This is a genomic window from Mesorhizobium australicum WSM2073 (genome assembly GCF_000230995.2).
In the GTDB taxonomy this organism is placed as follows: Bacteria; Pseudomonadota; Alphaproteobacteria; order Rhizobiales; family Rhizobiaceae; genus Mesorhizobium; species Mesorhizobium australicum.
The window spans coordinates 4,727,777-4,742,134 of the sequence record NC_019973.1 but is presented as its reverse complement, the minus strand read 5'-3'; the positions used below and the strand labels follow the sequence as shown (position 1 = coordinate 4,742,134).

The 14,358-nt window shown below is 62.8% G+C and carries 20 protein-coding genes and 2 pseudogenes; 13 read left to right on the top strand and 9 right to left on the bottom strand.

From position 1 onward, the window contains the following. Positions 1-125: 125 nt before the first annotated feature. Positions 126-605 (bottom strand): cupin domain-containing protein, encoded by a 480-nt coding sequence (locus tag MESAU_RS22915; RefSeq protein ID WP_015318403.1) that lies wholly within the window; start codon positions 603-605, stop codon positions 126-128. 105 nt (positions 606-710) lie between these two features. Between MESAU_RS22915 and MESAU_RS22910 the strand changes: the two genes are divergently transcribed. After that, a complete protein-coding gene (locus tag MESAU_RS22910; protein ID WP_015318402.1) occupies positions 711-1,676 on the top strand; it encodes a LysR family transcriptional regulator in 966 nt (321 codons plus the stop codon). A gap of 12 nt (positions 1,677-1,688) precedes the next feature. On the opposite strand, the gene MESAU_RS22905 is transcribed toward MESAU_RS22910, so the two are convergent. Both MESAU_RS22905 and betI read right to left on the bottom strand, forming a co-directional pair. After that, the gene (locus MESAU_RS22905; RefSeq protein ID WP_015318401.1) at positions 1,689-2,462 is read right to left on the bottom strand and encodes an SDR family NAD(P)-dependent oxidoreductase; all 774 of its coding nucleotides are present in this window, start codon (positions 2,460-2,462) and stop codon (positions 1,689-1,691) included. 180 nt (positions 2,463-2,642) lie between these two features. Continuing rightward, positions 2,643-3,281, bottom strand: coding sequence for a choline-binding transcriptional repressor BetI (gene betI / locus MESAU_RS22900; protein WP_015318400.1), 639 nt, complete (start codon positions 3,279-3,281; stop codon positions 2,643-2,645). 77 nt (positions 3,282-3,358) lie between these two features. Between betI and MESAU_RS22895 the strand changes: the two are divergent. Continuing rightward, a pseudogene (locus tag MESAU_RS22895) lies at positions 3,359-3,535 on the top strand (glycine/betaine ABC transporter substrate-binding protein); the annotation flags it as partial. A 2-nt stretch (positions 3,536-3,537) separates the two neighbouring features. Next, positions 3,538-3,789 (top strand): annotated as a pseudogene (locus tag MESAU_RS22890) (metallophosphoesterase); the annotation flags it as partial. A 27-nt stretch (positions 3,790-3,816) separates the two neighbouring features. Here the strand turns inward: MESAU_RS22890 and MESAU_RS22885 are convergent. After that, positions 3,817-4,002, bottom strand: coding sequence for a CsbD family protein (locus MESAU_RS22885; protein ID WP_015318399.1), 186 nt, complete (start codon positions 4,000-4,002; stop codon positions 3,817-3,819). Positions 4,003-4,169: 167 nt separating this feature from the next. Here MESAU_RS22885 and MESAU_RS22880 point away from each other — a divergent pair, with 167 nt between their 5' ends. The 8 genes from MESAU_RS22880 (at position 4,170) to MESAU_RS22850 (ending at position 8,498) form a co-directional block, all read left to right on the top strand. After that, positions 4,170-4,838 carry a glutathione S-transferase family protein gene (locus tag MESAU_RS22880; RefSeq protein WP_015318398.1) on the top strand — a complete coding sequence of 223 codons (669 nt, stop codon included), beginning with the start codon at positions 4,170-4,172 and terminating at the stop codon, positions 4,836-4,838. Between the two features lie 83 nt (positions 4,839-4,921). Next, a complete protein-coding gene (locus tag MESAU_RS22875) occupies positions 4,922-5,674 on the top strand; it encodes an SDR family NAD(P)-dependent oxidoreductase (protein WP_015318397.1) in 753 nt (250 codons plus the stop codon). 276 nt (positions 5,675-5,950) lie between these two features. Further along, positions 5,951-6,160: a cold-shock protein gene (locus MESAU_RS22870; protein WP_010915421.1), complete on the top strand. Its 210-nt coding sequence runs from the start codon at positions 5,951-5,953 to the stop codon at positions 6,158-6,160. Positions 6,161-6,501: 341 nt separating this feature from the next. Next, entirely contained in the window at positions 6,502-6,729 is a 228-nt protein-coding gene (locus MESAU_RS22865; protein WP_015318396.1) for a hypothetical protein, read from the top strand. Beyond that, positions 6,729-7,136, top strand: a complete 408-nt coding sequence (locus MESAU_RS22860; RefSeq protein WP_015318395.1) for a hypothetical protein — start codon at positions 6,729-6,731, stop codon at positions 7,134-7,136. The genes MESAU_RS22865 and MESAU_RS22860 overlap by 1 nt, the downstream gene beginning before the upstream one ends. 1 nt (position 7,137) lies before the next feature. Further along, positions 7,138-7,305 (top strand): hypothetical protein, encoded by a 168-nt coding sequence (locus MESAU_RS30425; protein WP_015318394.1) that lies wholly within the window; start codon positions 7,138-7,140, stop codon positions 7,303-7,305. Between the two features lie 100 nt (positions 7,306-7,405). After that, complete coding sequence (locus MESAU_RS22855; protein ID WP_015318393.1) at positions 7,406-7,693, top strand: YkgJ family cysteine cluster protein; 288 nt, start codon at positions 7,406-7,408, stop codon at positions 7,691-7,693. A 193-nt stretch (positions 7,694-7,886) separates the two neighbouring features. Beyond that, positions 7,887-8,498, top strand: a complete 612-nt coding sequence (locus MESAU_RS22850; protein WP_015318392.1) for a LysE family translocator — start codon at positions 7,887-7,889, stop codon at positions 8,496-8,498. A 14-nt stretch (positions 8,499-8,512) separates the two neighbouring features. Here the strand turns inward: MESAU_RS22850 and MESAU_RS22845 are convergent, their stop codons facing one another. Further along, positions 8,513-8,899, bottom strand: a complete 387-nt coding sequence (locus tag MESAU_RS22845; RefSeq protein ID WP_015318391.1) for a nuclear transport factor 2 family protein — start codon at positions 8,897-8,899, stop codon at positions 8,513-8,515. A gap of 17 nt (positions 8,900-8,916) precedes the next feature. Beyond that, positions 8,917-9,351, bottom strand: coding sequence for an OsmC family protein (locus MESAU_RS22840; protein WP_015318390.1), 435 nt, complete (start codon positions 9,349-9,351; stop codon positions 8,917-8,919). Positions 9,352-9,551: 200 nt separating this feature from the next. Here MESAU_RS22840 and MESAU_RS22835 point away from each other — a divergent pair, with 200 nt between their 5' ends. Beyond that, positions 9,552-10,163 (top strand): TetR/AcrR family transcriptional regulator, encoded by a 612-nt coding sequence (locus MESAU_RS22835; protein WP_015318389.1) that lies wholly within the window; start codon positions 9,552-9,554, stop codon positions 10,161-10,163. Positions 10,164-10,422: 259 nt separating this feature from the next. On the opposite strand, the gene groL is transcribed toward MESAU_RS22835, so the two are convergent. The 3 genes from groL to MESAU_RS22820 form a co-directional block, all read right to left on the bottom strand. Continuing rightward, the gene (gene groL, locus MESAU_RS22830; protein ID WP_015318388.1) at positions 10,423-12,078 is read right to left on the bottom strand and encodes a chaperonin GroEL; all 1,656 of its coding nucleotides are present in this window, start codon (positions 12,076-12,078) and stop codon (positions 10,423-10,425) included. A gap of 65 nt (positions 12,079-12,143) precedes the next feature. After that, positions 12,144-12,440, bottom strand: a complete 297-nt coding sequence (groES, locus tag MESAU_RS22825; protein WP_006203049.1) for a co-chaperone GroES — start codon at positions 12,438-12,440, stop codon at positions 12,144-12,146. Positions 12,441-12,605: 165 nt separating this feature from the next. Next, on the bottom strand, positions 12,606-13,715 hold the full coding sequence (locus tag MESAU_RS22820; protein WP_224682395.1) for a class I SAM-dependent methyltransferase: 1,110 nt from the start codon (positions 13,713-13,715) through the stop codon (positions 12,606-12,608). Here MESAU_RS22820 and MESAU_RS22815 point away from each other — a divergent pair. Continuing rightward, the gene (locus MESAU_RS22815) at positions 13,689-14,342 is read left to right on the top strand and encodes an ATP-grasp domain-containing protein (RefSeq protein ID WP_224622092.1); all 654 of its coding nucleotides are present in this window, start codon (positions 13,689-13,691) and stop codon (positions 14,340-14,342) included. The two genes, MESAU_RS22820 and MESAU_RS22815, sit on opposite strands and share 27 nt — an antisense overlap. Positions 14,343-14,358 lie beyond the last annotated feature (16 nt).

The following is a 14,358-nucleotide window of genomic DNA, read 5'->3' as shown; positions in this document are numbered from 1 at the left end:
CGGCGTATCGCGTTGCACAAATGGCTTCAAGCGGAGAATAACGCGGCTGCGGATGCAAATCGGTTGAAGATGCTTCCGATCTCCCCACTGGAACCCTCGGAGCAGAGATCGGCGGCTTCGCGTTCTCAACTCAAGGGCGAACCGACAATATCGATGCCATTTTCCGCGCAGATCCGCACCAGAGCCTCGATCATCTCGGGCGTCGGCTCGGACAGCGGCGGCAATTCCGGCTGTCCGGCGGGGCGGCTCGCCTGACGCAGCATCGTCTCGAACCCGCGGCCGCGCGTGACGGTCAGAGCGCGCGCACCTTCTGGAGATTCGACCCTGTATGTGTGCGGCAGGCCTTTCGGCGCAATGAGGGTCTCGCCGATACCAGCGACCCGCTCCTGTCCGTCGATCCGAACGCGCAGCTGTCCTTCTAGGATATGAAACACCTCGTCTTCGTGCCGATGCACATGCAGCGGCGGAGAATCGCCATGGGGCATGCGGTGCTCGACGACACAGATGCCGTCCTCGCCCTCCGCCGACGATATCCGAATGGCAACCAGTGTGTTGTTGAACCAGAAGAGTTCCTTGCCTGTAATGGTCCCGACGGTCATTGTCATGGTTCTTCCTCCTTTGTTGCCTTCGGACGGGTCGCGGTCGGAAGGATCTGATCAGGTGCATGCCGCCGATGGAAATCCAATGATCGTATGGGGCGGATTGATGCCATGAATTTAAATGCGCTCGACCTCAATCTGGTCAGGGTGCTCGACGCGCTTTTGCGCGAACGAAGCGTGACGCGCGCCGGCGAGCAGATCGGGCTGAGCCAGCCCGCCGTGAGCGCCGCGCTCAATCGCCTGCGTCATGTCCTCAACGACCAGTTGTTCGTGCGGCGCGGCAACGACATGGTGCCGACCCCGCGCGCCGAAAGCCTGACGGAGCCGGTGCGCGCCGCACTGCGCGAGATCGAACGCGCCTTTCATTCGGCGCATTCGTTCAATCCGGCGGAACTTGAGCGAACCTTCACGCTCATGGGGGCGGACTTCTTTTCCATGCTACTGATGCCGACACTGGCGGTGCGCGTCGCGGCTATCGCGCCGCATGCGTCGTTACGGTTTCTCGATAGCGCGCGAGGCGATGTTTCGCGTCTGCTCCAGGACGATGAAATCGATGTGGCTCTCGAACGTCCGCTGGAGGTCTTGGATTGGGTCTCCAGCGTACCGCTGTTCCATTCGCCATTCGCAATCATTGCGGCGCAAAACAATGCTGCGATCAGACTGGCGGGGATCGCAGGGGGCGAGCCTATTCCGCTTGAGCTTTTTTGCGAACTGCCGCACGTTCTTCGCTCTATTGACGGCTCGATGTCGGGCTCCACCGACGAGGCGCTCCGCAAAATCGGGCGAAGCCGCCGTGTGAGCTTGGCACTGCCTCACTTTCAGGCTGTCGCGTTGGCCGTCGCAAACGGAAACTACCTTTCCGCGGTTCCCAGGCAGTTCGCGGTTTGGGCAGCCAAGACCCTGCCTCTCGCCATCTTCGAGCCGCCACTTCCCATCGCCGTTCCTGAAATCAGGATGTACTGGCACGCACGCCGAGACGACGAGCCCCCTCATCGCTGGATTCGCCTTCAGATCCTGGACGTTGTGGGCGCTCTTGGATTTGTGGAAAGCGCCGCTGGTGAAGTTGCCGCGCCATAGCGGCCAGGCAGTTCACCCCGCCGTGTAGCCGCCGTCGACGGCAAAGATGCCGCCACTGGTCCAGCCAGCCTCGTCGCTGGCGAGATAGACCGCCATCCCGGCGAGGTCGTCAGGCCGGCCGATGCGGCCGAGAGGATAGCTGCGCTCGACATAGGCTTTCAGTTCCGCCTGTGCCTCGGCCGGCAGATTGTCGACGGTCTTGCGCCGCATTGCGGTATCCACCGTACCGGGTGCGATTGCGTTGACGCGGATGCCGCGCGGACCGAGTTCGAAGGCCAGCGATTTGGTCAGCGAGTTCAACGCGCCTTTGGACAGGGAGTAGAGGCTTGATGGCCGTTTCGGGATCATCTTGTTGGCGAAATAAGAGGAGATGTTGATGACGGATGCACCTGCACCGAGATGCGGCAGCAGCCCCTGGGTGAGGAAGAACGCCGCCGTCACATTGAGCGCGAAAGAGTGCTGGAACTGTGCCTCGCTGACACTCTCGAACGGCACGAGATAGGCGACACCGGCATTGTTGACGAGAACGTCGAGTGGCCGGCCGGATTCTTTCGCCTGCTCGACGACCGCTGCGAGGCCGGGGCTGGTGGCGAGGTCGGCCGACAATGTCGCCACCATGCCTATCGAGCCGAGGGCCGTCAGCTTCTGGCGAGCGGTGTCGAGTTTGCCCGCGTCGCGGCCCACGATCAGGACATCGGCACCCTCGTGCAGGAATGCCTCGGCGATCGCCAGGCCGATGCCATCCGATCCGCCGGTGATCAACGTCCGCTTGCCGTGAAGCCTCATCACGCACCTCACCATGCGTTTGCCATCAAACAGAGGGATCGCACCGCATGTCCGTGACGGGGTCAAGTCATCAGGCTATCCCAGGGTATGAACTTCGGCCGGCGTCCGGCGCAAGCGCCCGACGGCCGGCTGGCCTGAGACCCGTCGCAGCGCGAAAACCGGACGACGTGCGGGTCGGTTTCACGCGCTGGCGGTGGAGCGCTCCTGAGTAGCCAGCCGCGCGGCGACATAGCCCTTGACCTGCCGGATCGCCTGTTCGCGCGAGACGCTGCCCGGCTGCAGGCCGAGCCGAAGCCAGAGTCCGTCTATCAAGGCCGTGACGCCAAGCGCGATGTCGTCGGCCTCGTTGGGTGAGGCGAGGCCGCGCAGGCCGGACAACAGGTTCGAGCGCATGCGCCCATGGATCACCTTCTGGATGCGCGCCAGCTTTTCATCGCGCGGCACCTCGGCGCAGAGCGAAAGCCAGGCATGGCATAGAGGCGGCAGGAAGAGATGCTCCTCGAAATTGCCCTCGATCACCGCGTCCAGGCGTTCCATCGAAGTCCGCGCCCGGCGAAGCCTTGCGACCACCGCGTTGCATAGGACTGCGTTGGCCTCGCGCATGGCGTGCTCGAACAATTCCTGCTTGTTGCGGAAATAGTGCAGCACGATGCCTTTGGAGGCGCCTGCATGGGCGGCGACTTTTTCCAGCGTCGCCCCCGCAATGCCTTCGCGCTCCAGAACCGCGAAGGCCGCCTGGCGCAATTCCTTTCGGCGTATGTCGCCAAGGCGTTTCAGTTTCACGAGATTGTTCCATGCCTCACGAATCCATGTTGACATTTTCGCCCCGCGAGATCAATCATTGACCCATGGGACAATAAAAAGACCGATGGGTCAACACAATAAGGAGAACGGAAATGGTGCGTATCCTTGCAAGCTGTCTGGCCGCGCTGGCGTTGGCCTCGCAGGCTGCCCAGGCGGCCGACGCCGAGCAATGCCGTGTGGTCCGCATGGCCGAGCCCGGCTGGAACGATCTCGCTTTCACCACGGGTGTGGGCAATGTGCTCCTGCAAGCGCTCGGCTATCAGCCACAGAGGACCGCCACGCCTTGCTGGCCGCCCTGAAGGGTTACAACGTCGTTGCCGTCTTCCACGGTCACCAGCACGAGGTGCCGATGATCTATCAACGCGACGGCCTCGATCTCTTCAAGCCGAAAGCCGCCTATATGGGCGGCTTCGCCTTGGCACGTGTCACCAGCGACAGCCTGGACGTCGTGCTGGGCGAAGCCGGCGACGATCATGGCGCCGTGGTTTTCACCAACGCTTTCAGCAAATCGCTGAAGACGTGAAAAGGGCCGCTCGACGCGGCCCTTTCCTCAGCGGTCAAGCGATTTCTTGACCTTGTCCTTCGCGTCGCCATAGGCCTTCTGCACCTTGCCGGTGGCCTTGTCGGCCATGCCTTCCGCCTGCGTCTGCCTATCGCCGGTCACTTTGCCGGCGGCTTGCTTGACCGAGCCTTTTACCTGCTTGGCCGCACCGGCGACCTGATCCTTGTTCACCATTTTCGCATCTCCCGGGTTTGGTTCGCCTTGGCAAACGAGCCGGCACGGTTTCGGTTCCGAGAGCCGCTGCTTATGTCGGCGAAACAGGGTGTCTTTCGGGCGCCGCGCCGGCAGGCTAGGGTGCCGGCCAGCGCACTCCGCAAGGAGCAAACCGCCAAGGGGGACAAATGTCGGAATTCACGCTCTATATCGGCAACAAGTGCTTCTCGTCCTGGTCGCTCAGGCCCTGGGTGGCGATGCGGCACCTGGAGATACCGTTCGAAGAGGTCTTGGTGCGGCTGCGCACCCCGGAAACCGCCGCCAACCTGGCGAACGTGTCGCCGACAGGTCAAGTCCCTGTCTTGGTTCACAAGCCCTTGAACCACACTGGCGGAATGGTCTGGGAAACCCTTTCCATCCTTGAATACCTCGCCGATCTCTTTCCGGAGAAAAAGCTCTGGCCGGCCGATATCGGCGCCCGGGCGCTGGCGCGTTCGGCGGCGACCGAGATGCATTCCGGTTTTCGCGAAGTCCGCTATGGCTGGCCGATGAATTTGCGGCGGCCAAAGGGCCACAAGCCACTCGACGCCGAGGGCGAGGCGCAACGCGCCCGCATCGAGGCGCTGTGGCGCGAGTGCCGTGAGAAACACGGCAAGGGCGGCCCGTTTCTGTTCGGCCATTTCACCGCGGCCGACGCCATGTATGCGCCTGTCGTCACCCGCTTCGACACCTATGGTGGGGATCTGGCGCCCGACACCAGGGCCTATGTCGACGCCATCCTCGCGCTGCCGGCGATGCGCCAATGGTATGCGGAAGCGGCGAAGGAGCCGTGGCCGGAGCCGGGGCCGGATGAATAGGACCCATCTGCGAAGTGGCCTTCCCCGTTTATCGGGATGGCCTATCTAGGAGCATTGGCGCGGCGCGCTTTGGAGATGTTGCAATGACCGTTTCTTCCATGCTTGCCGGCAAGGTTGCTCTCGTCACCGGCGCTTCCTCGGGCATTGGCGAGGCGACGGCTGCGGCACTGGCTGCTGCCGGGGCAAGGGTGGCGGTCGCCGCCCGTCGGGTCGATAGGCTCGAAGCTCTGGCCGCCCGCATCGAGAAAATCGGCGGAACGGCTTTGCGCATCGAGGCCGACGTCACCAGCAATGACGATGTCGCGGCCATGGTCGGGAAGGTGGTGGCCGAATGGGGTCGGCTAGACATCCTTGTCAACAATGCCGGCGTGATGCTGCTCTCGCCGGCAGCGGAGGCAACGCTCGACGACTGGCGTCATATGGTGGAACTCAACCTGCTGGCGCTGATGGGCGTCACCAAGGCGGCGCTGCCGCATCTCAAGGCTGCCAAGGGCCATATCGTCAATGTCTCGTCGGTCGCCGGCCGCGTCGCCAATCCCGGCGCCAGCGGTTACGCGGCGACCAAATTTGGTGTTGTCGGTTTTTCGGAATCACTGCGGCGCGAAGTCTATGCCGACAAGGTTCGCGTCACCGTGATCGAGCCCGGCCTGGTGCGCACAGAGCTTGGCGACCATATCACCAACGCTGCCTCGAAGGCGGGGCTGGACCAGCGCCTCGCCACGATGGAAGCGCTGACCGCCGAGGATGTCGCCGCCGCCATCCTCTATGCCGTCGGCCAGCCGGCGCGCGTCAACGTCAACGAGATCGTCATCAGACCGACCGACCAGGAACGCTGAGCGGCCGCCGGCAACGCTCAGGTGCGGGCGCTTGTTCAGCATGGACGTTGGCCAGATGACGTCCTTTCAGGCGTCGAATTCTCGGATCGATGGCGCAACATTTGACAGGCGTCTGAAACACGCGTAGAAGAAAGTCGTCGATATTTGTTTGACTGACTTTTGTTATCCGCGCTTCCGAGCGCGCCTTTGACGAACTTCCCACATCAAAAATCGAGACAAACGGCGTTGTGCATCCGCATGACGGCGAACGAATATTTGCCATGGAAAGGGTTCGTCATGAGCACCGGCACAGTTAAGTGGTTCAACGCCACCAAGGGTTTTGGTTTTATTCAGCCTGACGACGGCTCCGCCGACGTTTTTGTCCACATCTCGGCCGTGGAACGCGCCGGTATGCGCGACATCGTCGAGGGCCAGAAGCTCGGCTACGAGATGGTCCGCGACAACAAGTCGGGCAAGATGTCCGCCGACCAGTTGAAGGCGGCCTGAAGAAAGAATTCAGCCGTCCCGGTGACCACGGATGTACTGGCACCGGTGAACGGCGAATTCGGGCGCATGGCTACGGGAACTTGAGTTTCCACGGCTTCTGCTGCCCATCAGGAGCTGCCTTGTGCATCCAGTTGGATGCGCGGCGCTCCCAGGGAAGGTCAGGCGGTGCCTGGCCTTTTTCATTTTACGCTTGTTGCCGCCGAAAATGCGCTGCGCATTGGGCTGAACGTGCTAAGGGACGCTCCAGCATCTTGAATCCGCTGCCGCATCGCTTTGTGCATGGTCCCGACCGAAGACCGGTCTCGTCCTATCGGCACCAGGCTCCTGACAGGAGAAAGATTTTGACCGCCCATTCGAAGACAGCCGTCGATCCGGCCGTGTCGCTGTTCAGCAAGACGCAAACCCAGTCGATGTCGCTTAACCGCATCATTTCCGAGCGCGATGCCGTCAGCGAAGCGCGGGAAGCCAAGACCGCGCGCCTGCGCGAGCTGCGGCTGGAGAAAGAGGCCGACGAGATGGCGGCGGCCGCGGCACTCGCGGCGCTGCCGAAACGAGCCGGAAAACGCTGATGGCCACCAAGCGCGTACCGCAAACGCCAATCGCGGCCGATGCGACCATCGCCGACATGGTCGAGACCCTGGACAGGCCGGTCGAATATGTCCGGCGCGTGCTGGAAAAGCTCGAACGCTGCAAGCGCGCCCATGGCGATGCCCAGGTGCGCGTCGGCGTGCGCGGCCGGGCCGAGTGCCCGAACTACCTCATCGAGTATGTCCGCGAAGACGCCAAGACCCATGAGCGTGTCACCTATCAGGATGCCGCGTATAGCGGCAGCACGCATCGTGAGCTGGCCGCGCACCACATCGCGGAAGCCAGGAACTGGTCGCCCGAGGAAATGAACATCACGGCGGTTTCCGCGTTGATCGGCCGCTTGCGCAATCCGCGCGCACCATCATCGCGTTTCGCCGACGAGGATTGAAATGGCCATAAAATTCTCCGCCAAGGATCAGCCGGCAGCGCCGGCTCCCGCCGCAAAGCCGGCCAAGCCGGTTGCCGCGCCGAAGGCCGCCGCCGCCGACCAGGCAGCGACCGATCTGTTCAAGTCGCCAGCGGACGCACCGAAGGGCAAGACCGGCAAGAAGAAGTAGCGCCTTGCCGCGGGACGCCGATCGCAATCTCGCCGCGCCGGGGCCGTTTGCCCAGGCAGCCACGACCAGCCTGCCGTCGGCACAACCAGGCATCGCTCCTATGTTCGATTGCCAGAGCTGCGGCGCGTGCTGTTCCTATTCAGCCGAGTGGCCGCGCTTTTCGACAGAGGACGATGCGCAGCTCGACCGCATCCCGGAAAAATACGTGGCGGCAGACCTGTCGGGCATGCGCTGTGACGGCGTGCGCTGTTCGGCCCTGTCTGGCGAGGTCGGCAAGTCGACCGCCTGCACCATCTATGACCTGCGCCCGGATGTCTGCCGCGCCTGCATGCCTGGCGACGACGAGTGCCTGATGGCGCGCCGGGCGCTCGGATTTTCCACCTCTTAGCGGCGGCTTTGCTGGCGGCGAATGCATGTCGCCCGGAAGCGTCCTCGGTTCCGGGACGACGACAAGCATAAAATCAGAAGCTTACAGCGGGTCGGCGAATCCTATCGCCGCGACATGCTGTAATGACTGTCGCTTGTGCGCACCCCGCTTGCTGGCTAGGCTGCGTCAGGGTAGGGCGCCGGAGGAAATCATCGTGAGCATCGAATTTCTGTTGACGTCGCTGATCGTCGTGGCTTCGCCGGGCACCGGCGTACTCTATACGCTAAGCGCCGGACTTTCGCGTGGTGCGCGGGCCTCGATCATTGCCGCCTTTGGCTGCACGCTCGGCATCATCCCGCATATGGCGGCCGCGATCACCGGCCTGGCGGCGCTGCTGCACACCAGTGCTGTCGCCTTCGAGACGCTGAAATATCTGGGCGTCGCCTATCTGCTCTACATGGCTTGGAACACACTGAAGGAAAAAGGCGGCCTGAGCGTCGAGGACAATGTCGCGCCGCGCTCGGCCGGCAAGGTGATCGCCACCGGCATCCTCGTCAACGTGCTCAATCCGAAACTGTCGATCTTCTTCTTCGCCTTCCTGCCGCAATTCGTCAGCACCACCGAACCCAACGCACTGTCGAAGATGCTGGAGCTCAGCTCGGTCTTCATGTTTTTGACCTTCGTGGTTTTTGTCGGCTACGGCATCTTCGCGGCGTCGATCCGCAGCCATGTCGTGTCGCGGCCAATGGTGCTGACCTGGATGCGCCGGACTTTTGCCGGCGCCTTCGTCATGCTCGGCGCCAAGCTGGCGCTGGCGGATAGGTGATCGAGGCGCTTAGTCTAGCCCTTGACATAACCCATCGCCTCGACGATCCGCCCGTCCGCGACGCGCATCAGGTTGACGCCGCGCAGCGAATTGCCGTCGGCCATCCAATAGCGCCAGCGGATCGTGGCGCGGTCGCCGGCCACGAAAGTCTCTTCGAGGTCGAAGCGCGTCCCGGGTGCCGTAGCGATCGCCGACCACAGCTCGACGCAGGCCGCCTTGCCGGCGCGGCGCGCGCCGTCCGGCGCCGGCGTGGTGTTCTCGATCACGCAGTCCTGCGCCACCAGATCGTCGAGAGCCGAGGGATCGTGACGCTGGAACACATCGTTGTAGCGCCGCATGATTTCAGCCGTTTCGCCGGAGCGGTTGGCCGTGTTGATGTCGATGATCAATTCCTGGGTCAAGCGATTTCTCCTTCCGTTCAGTGACCTATGAGGTTCGCTTTCAGCGTGATCATGGCGACGCCGGCCAGCGCCCGCGAGACGAGGCATCCCGCCTTGGCCGACTGCGCCAGCCGCTCGAAGTCGGCGGCGGGGAGCCTGGGGACGTTCGCCTCCGTCTCCAATTCAATGCGGGTAATCGTCGGCCCGGCCGCGGTGGCGCCCAGATGCACCTTGGCGGTCGTGTGGATGTCGCTTGCGACATGACCTTCACTGCCGAGGACGGCGGTGAGCGCCATCGAGAAGCAGCCGGCATGGGCGGCCGCGATCAGTTCCTCCGGATTGGTGCCGGGGCCGTTTTCGAAGCGGGACGGGAACGAGTAGGCGCCCTCGAACACGCCGCTGCCCAGCCTGAGCCGTCCGGAACCTTCCTTGAGCGGGCCGTGCCATTCGGCCGATGCTTCGCGAATTGTCATTGCTGTCTCTCCTCTGCTTGATGAAATGAAGGCTCCGCGACCGCTTCCTCATGCATCACGAGCCAGGCCGCCGTTTTGCCCTTTCCGCCGATACTTATCCATCTCTGCCTCCGAAATATGTAGACCGATTTACATATTATGTAGACCGATTGTCATATTTCGGGCAAGCCTTATAGTGCGCACTCCTGACAGAGGTTGACATGGCGACGGACACACGCACGCGGATGATCGAGGCGACGGCACTGCTATTGCGGCGGCGCGGCTATCACGGCACGTCGCTCAACGACATTTTGAGCGCCAGCGGCGCACCCCGCGGCTCGCTCTATTTCCACTTCCCAGGCGGCAAGGACCAACTGGTGGTCGAGGTGACGCGCGCCAGCGTCGCCGAGGTAACCGAGCGTCTGGGCGAGGCTTTGGCCGCCGAACGCGACCCTGCCGTCGCCGTCCATCACATCTATCAGTCGGTGGGACGCATGCTGGAAGACAATGAGTTCTCACTCGGCTGCCCGGTCGCGCCGGTCGTGCTGGACTCGCCAGGCGATGTGCCCGACCTTGTCGAACTGTGCAGCTCGGCCTTCGAACAGTGGATCGGCTTGCTGCGTGAGGCTTTCGTCAGGGCAGGAGTGCCCGAGCGTCGCGCGCAGGCGCTGGCGTTGCTGGCCGAGTCTTCGCTGGAGGGCTTGATGGTGATTGCCCGCGCCACCCGCGACCGCTCATCGCTCAACGCAGTGGCCGATGAGGTGGCCATCCTTATCGAGCAGGCCGTGCTCGCCGGCAAGGTGGCACAGCGGGCGGAGACTACCGCTGTCTGACCGCTAGTCCCAACTGACTGCGGTGGAGCACCAGCCTCAAGAGGAAAAGAAAAGGGCGACCTCGAGGGCCGCCCTTCGGTAGCTGAATGCAGATGGAAGCGTGGATTAGAAGTCCATGCCGCCACTCAAGCCCGCTTGCGGGCTTGAGCAACTTGGATTCATGGGCGTGCTTTATGGACTTCTTAGAAGTCCATGCCGCCACTCAAGCCCGCTTGCGGGCTTGAGCAACTTGGATTCATGGGCGTGCTTTATGGACTTCTTAGAAGTCCATGCCGCCCATGCCGCCCATGCCGCCGCCGCCCATGCCGCCAGGCATGCCGCCGCCAGCCGAATCCTTCTTCGGAGCTTCGGCGATCATGGCTTCGGTGGTGACGAGCAGGCCGGCGACCGAGGCCGCGTCCTGGAGGGCCGTGCGCACGACCTTGACCGGATCGACGATACCCATGACGATCATGTCGCCATATTCGCCGGTCTGGGCGTTGTAGCCGAAGGTCGCGCCCTTGTTCTCAAGGATCTTGCCGGCAACGATCGAGGCTTCCGCACCAGCGTTGGCCGCGATCTGGCGGGCCGGAGCCTGCAGCGCACGACGAACGATGTTGATGCCGGCGGCCTGGTCGGCGTTGACGCCTGTCACCTTGATGTTGGCCGAAGCGCGCAGCAGGGCAACGCCACCGCCAGCAACGATGCCTTCTTCCACGGCCGCGCGGGTCGCGTTGAGGGCGTCATCGACGCGGTCCTTCTTTTCCTTGACTTCGACTTCCGTCGCACCGCCGACGCGGATCACCGCAACGCCGCCGGCGAGCTTCGCCAGACGTTCCTGCAGCTTCTCCTTGTCGTAGTCCGAGGTGGTCTCCTCGATCTGCTGCTTGATCTGTGCGACGCGGCCCTGGATCTCGGCTTTCTTACCGGCGCCGTCGACGATCGTGGTGTTCTCCTTGGAGATCGACACCTTCTTGGCGCGGCCGAGCATGTTGAGGCCGACATTCTCGAGCTTGATGCCGAGGTCTTCCGAAATGACCTGGCCACCGGTCAGGATGGCGATGTCTTCCAGCATGGCCTTGCGGCGATCACCGAAGCCCGGCGCCTTGACGGCGGCGATCTTCAGGCCACCACGCAGCTTGTTGACGACCAGCGTGGCGAGCGCCTCGCCTTCGACGTCTTCCGAGATGATGAGCAACGGCTTCGAGGTCTGCACGACGGCTTCGAGGACCGGCAGCATCGCCTGCAGGTTGGAGAGCTTCTTCTCGTGCAGGAGGATGTAGACGTCCTCCAGCTCGGCAACCATCTTGTCGGCGTTGGTCACGAAATAGGGCGAGAGATAGCCGCGGTCGAACTGCATGCCTTCGACGACTTCGAGTTCGGTCTCGGCGGTCTTGGCTTCCTCAACCGTGATGACGCCTTCGTTGCCGACCTTCTGCATCGCTTCCGCGATCATCTTGCCGACCGACTCGTCGCCATTGGCCGAGATCGTGCCGACCTGGGCAACTTCCTCGGAGGTCTTGATCTTCTTGGCGGCCTTGCCGAGAGCAGCGACCACTTCGGTGACGGCCAGATCGATGCCGCGCTTCAGGTCCATCGGGTTCATGCCGGCCGCAACCGACTTGTGGCCTTCCTGGACGATCGACTGCGCCAAAACGGTCGCGGTCGTGGTGCCGTCGCCGGCGATGTCGTTGGTCTTCGAAGCAACTTCGCGGACCATCTGCGCGCCCATGTTCTCGAACTTATCTTCAAGCTCGATTTCCTTGGCGACGGTGACGCCGTCCTTGGTGATGCGCGGGGCGCCGAACGACTTGTCGATGACGACGTTGCGGCCCTTGGGACCGAGCGTGACCTTCACCGCGTCGGCGAGGATGTTGACGCCGCGCAGCATGCGCTCACGGGCATCGCGAGAGAATTTTACGTCTTTGGCAGCCATGTTTTAGCTCCTGGCAGGGGCTCGGATAGAGCCCGAAAAATTCAAGTTGAGGGTGAGGCCGATAATCAGCCGATGATGCCCATGATGTCGGATTCCTTCATGATCAGAAGGTCTTCACCATTGAGCTTGACTTCGGTGCCCGACCACTTGCCGAACAGGATGCGGTCGCCGGCCTTGACGTCCAGCGGGACCAGCTTGCCAGCTTCGTCACGAGCGCCGGAGCCGACGGCGATGATCTCGCCTTCCTGCGGCTTTTCCTTCGCCGTATCCGGGATGATGATCCCGCCGGCGGTCTTGGATTCGGATTCGACCCGGCGAACGACCACGCGGTCATGAAGCGGGCGGAACTTCGACTTTGCCATTTTTTCTTCCTCGATGAGAACGGTGAGAAACAGTTCCTCCGTCCGGCGGCGCCGGACACATAGTTAGCACTCACCAAGGGCGAGTGCTAACGTGGCGCTGAAATAGGCCGCCGACCTGCCAGAGTCAAGGCGCGCGGAGCGCCTCTTCGTACGATGGCGATGAACTTATCGAAGCTTGGCCGAACCGAGCACCAGGAGCGGGCAACGTTCCGCCAGGGGATAGCTGCCGCTTGGCACGACGCGCACCTGGTCGAACCAATCTCGCGCCTCATCCTCCAGCATGGCCAGCGTCGCGAAGCTGTACCTCGTTTCGGAGCCCGCATAGACGTCGATCGTGTTGATGGATGCCATGCTCCATCCGGTGCGCGCGGCAAGGGCCTCCCGATCCGGAAACAGCTTGTCGAATGCCGCGCGGATCGCTTGAACATCGACGCTGCTGTCGCAGTCGCCAGTCGTGCACGCCATGGCGATCCGCCATTTGAGCGCGTGGAAATTCTCGATTCCGCCGGCCAGGACCAGAGCTTCGATGCCGCGCAGGTCATCCGCGGTTTCCGGCCGAGCGAACACGCGGATCGCCGCACGCCGGCCAGGCTTTAGCACCCTTGCGATTTCACCGAACAGCGAACCGCGCGCGGCCTTGGTATCGACCGCCGACAGGCAGCCGTCGCCGATGACCGCGTCGAAACATTCCCGCTCGACCGGGAGGTCAAGCCAGTTGCCGGCCATCGCCCTTCGCGAGGTGTTGTCGCCGGCCCATACGCCGGAAATCATGGCAGCCGATTGATCGATCGCCAACATCGATCTGCCTAGAACCGCCAATTCAGGTGTCACCCCAAGCAGAAGGACATCGGCATTTCCGAGATCGAGTTCGCGCTCGACTATGCCGACGGTTTCCGGCGTCGGCCGGAGCGGGGCGTCCAGGAGCTTCCAGTGCCGATGATAACTGTCCCAATGATTCGTCATGCAGACCCGTTGGAGCCCAGGAAAGTCTGGCATTGATTGATTAGAGCCGCTTAATGGAAGTGGGGATGGAAGCCAAGGGGTTAGCTGGTGGCGCGCATCATTGTCATAACGCATGAGCATGACCGGTTCCTGGGTCGCCGCGGCCTTCTGCTGCGCCGGAATAGCCGTTACATGCTTTTCGATATTCTCGAGGACCTGAAGAGGCGGGGCCATTCGGTCCGGATTCAGCCTGGCCTCTCCGGACAATTCAGCGCCGATGTCGCGGTTCTGCACGTCGATGCGACAATGACGCCGGCGGATTATCTCGAACATGCGCGGCGTTTTCCCTTATGCCTCAATGTCGGGGCCGCCGACATATCGAAACGGCGGGTAAGCGGAGCGCTTCTGGCCGAGGGCGACGGCTGGCTGGGCCCGGTCATCGTCAAAAGCAATCTCAACAACCAGGGCATTCCGGAGACACGGCTCAATCGGCGGTCGAGGCGTGCCGGCCAACCGGCTCCCTTTGCGCACGTGCCAGCCATGCCGTCCTACGAGGTCTACCAATCCCGGGACGACGTTCCCGATGGCGTCCTCGATCGTGATGATCTGGTCGTGGAAAAGTTCATCCCGGAAAAAGAACCTGACGGCTTTGCGGTGCGCTTCTGGGTGTTTTGCGGAGAGCGCGAGCGCTGCACCCGCTACGTCTCGCCAAACAGCCTGGTCAAGGCATCGGAAACGATCCGGCGCGAGCCCGCCGCTGTTCCCGACGAACTGCGCGAACGGCGGCGTGAACTCGGCTTCGACTATGGGAAATTCGATTTCGTCATGCATGAGGGCAGGGCTGTTCTCCTCGATGCCAACAAGACGCCCGGCCGCCCGCAGAACCTGGTGAAGATGTTCGCGGCCGGCGCTTCCGACCTGGCCGATGGTTTCGAAGGCCTCATCCGCCGGGCGAGATAGGCCCCCGGTTGCCGGT

Bases quoted from the DNA above. Each gene is read 5' to 3' on its own strand.
- MESAU_RS22915 (WP_015318403.1), bottom strand. From the start codon at position 605: ATGACAATGACCGTCGGGACCATTACAGGCAAGGAACTCTTCTGGTTC.
- MESAU_RS22910 (WP_015318402.1), top strand. From the start codon at position 711: ATGAATTTAAATGCGCTCGACCTCAATCTGGTCAGGGTGCTCGACGCG.
- MESAU_RS22905 (WP_015318401.1), bottom strand. From the start codon at position 2,462: ATGAGGCTTCACGGCAAGCGGACGTTGATCACCGGCGGATCGGATGGC.
- betI (WP_015318400.1), bottom strand. From the start codon at position 3,281: ATGTCAACATGGATTCGTGAGGCATGGAACAATCTCGTGAAACTGAAA.
- MESAU_RS22885 (WP_015318399.1), bottom strand. From the start codon at position 4,002: ATGGTGAACAAGGATCAGGTCGCCGGTGCGGCCAAGCAGGTAAAAGGC.
- MESAU_RS22880 (WP_015318398.1), top strand. From the start codon at position 4,170: ATGTCGGAATTCACGCTCTATATCGGCAACAAGTGCTTCTCGTCCTGG.
- MESAU_RS22875 (WP_015318397.1), top strand. From the start codon at position 4,922: ATGACCGTTTCTTCCATGCTTGCCGGCAAGGTTGCTCTCGTCACCGGC.
- MESAU_RS22870 (WP_010915421.1), top strand. From the start codon at position 5,951: ATGAGCACCGGCACAGTTAAGTGGTTCAACGCCACCAAGGGTTTTGGT.
- MESAU_RS22860 (WP_015318395.1), top strand. From the start codon at position 6,729: ATGGCCACCAAGCGCGTACCGCAAACGCCAATCGCGGCCGATGCGACC.
- MESAU_RS30425 (WP_015318394.1), top strand. From the start codon at position 7,138: ATGGCCATAAAATTCTCCGCCAAGGATCAGCCGGCAGCGCCGGCTCCC.
- MESAU_RS22855 (WP_015318393.1), top strand. From the start codon at position 7,406: ATGTTCGATTGCCAGAGCTGCGGCGCGTGCTGTTCCTATTCAGCCGAG.
- MESAU_RS22840 (WP_015318390.1), bottom strand. From the start codon at position 9,351: ATGACAATTCGCGAAGCATCGGCCGAATGGCACGGCCCGCTCAAGGAA.
- MESAU_RS22835 (WP_015318389.1), top strand. From the start codon at position 9,552: ATGGCGACGGACACACGCACGCGGATGATCGAGGCGACGGCACTGCTA.
- groL (WP_015318388.1), bottom strand. From the start codon at position 12,078: ATGGCTGCCAAAGACGTAAAATTCTCTCGCGATGCCCGTGAGCGCATG.
- groES (WP_006203049.1), bottom strand. From the start codon at position 12,440: ATGGCAAAGTCGAAGTTCCGCCCGCTTCATGACCGCGTGGTCGTTCGC.
- MESAU_RS22815 (WP_224622092.1), top strand. From the start codon at position 13,689: ATGACGCCGGCGGATTATCTCGAACATGCGCGGCGTTTTCCCTTATGC.
- MESAU_RS22820 (WP_224682395.1), bottom strand. From the start codon at position 13,715: ATGTTCGAGATAATCCGCCGGCGTCATTGTCGCATCGACGTGCAGAAC.